This window comes from Anaeromyxobacter sp. SG64, from assembly GCF_022690745.1.
Classification (GTDB): domain Bacteria; phylum Myxococcota; class Myxococcia; order Myxococcales; family Anaeromyxobacteraceae; genus Anaeromyxobacter; species Anaeromyxobacter soli.
The window spans coordinates 1-1,097 of the sequence record NZ_JALCZB010000202.1 but is presented as its reverse complement, the minus strand read 5'-3'; the positions used below and the strand labels follow the sequence as shown (position 1 = coordinate 1,097).

Annotated in this window: 1 protein-coding gene; it reads right to left on the bottom strand. The window is 78.2% G+C overall.

Annotated elements, in window-relative coordinates:
• Positions 1-213: 213 nt before the first annotated feature.
• Complete coding sequence (trpA, locus tag MNZ29_RS24080) at positions 214-1,083, bottom strand: tryptophan synthase subunit alpha (protein WP_242357114.1); 870 nt, start codon at positions 1,081-1,083, stop codon at positions 214-216.
• Between the last annotated feature and the right edge of the window lie 14 nt (positions 1,084-1,097).

The window sequence follows — 1,097 nt, the reverse complement described above, 5'->3', positions numbered from 1 at the left end:
GCCGTCGCTCGGCGGCGTCGGGCCGGGGCTGGCCGGCGCGGGCTCGCTCTTGGAGCCGCACGCGGCGATCGCGATAGAGGCGGCGAGGAGGAGTGGAAGCGTTCGCATCGCGCGGGCGGCCGCGCTCGCGGCCACCCGAACGTTGGAGTTCCGTCGCCCCGCACGCGACGGCCCGCCGGGGCGGCGCCGCCGGGTGGGCAGCGCGGGGAGCGCTCAGCGCCGGAGCGCCCGCTTGAGCGAGCGCACGAAGCGCGTCACGCGCTCGGCGCGCGCCTTGCGCGTCCCGCCCTCCGCGATCCGCTGCACGATCGCGCTCCCCACCACGACGCCGTCCGCGAGGGCCCCGAGCTCCCGCGCCTGGGCGGGAGAGGACACGCCGAACCCGATCACCACCGGCACCGGGCTCTTCGACCGGATCTCGGCCACGGTCGGGCCGATCTCCGCGGCCACCGCCTTGCGCGCGCCCGTGACGCCGGTGACGGACACGAAGTAGAGGAACCCCGTCGCCGCGCGCGCCGCCGCCTCGACGCGCGCCGCGTCGGAGGTGGGCGCGAGCAGGAACACGGTCCGGACGCCGCGCGAGGCCAGCACGGGCGCGACGTCGCCCGCCTCCTCGGGGAGGAGGTCGGGGATGATCACCGCGTCCACCCCGGCGCGCGCGCAGCCGTCGGCGAAGCGCTCGACGCCGCGCGCGAGGATGGGGTTCAGGTAGCCCATGAGCGCGATGGGCACGTCCGAGCGCGCGCGCACCGCCGCCGCGACCTCGAGCACGCCGTCGGGCGTCGTCCCCGACGCGAGGGCGCGCTCCGCCGCGTGCTGGATGGTGGGCCCGTCCGCCATCGGATCCGAGAACGGCACTCCGAGCTCGAGCAGGTCGGCGCCGCCCTCGACGCAGGCGAGCGCGAGCGCCTTGGACGTCGCCACGTCGGGATCGCCGCCCATGACGTAGGTGACGAGCGCGGCCTCGCCGGCGTCGCGGCAGCGCGCGAACGCCGCGGCGATCCGGTCCGCCGGCGCCGCGGCGGCGACGCCCGGCACCTCGCGCGCGCCGCCCGCGCGAGCCCTCGACCTCGCGGTGCTCATCGCGTGCCTCCCTT

Excerpts from the sequence above, each read along its gene's own strand:
- trpA (WP_242357114.1), bottom strand. The coding sequence starts at position 1,083 with ATGAGCACCGCGAGGTCGAGGGCTCGCGCGGGCGGCGCGCGCGAGGTG.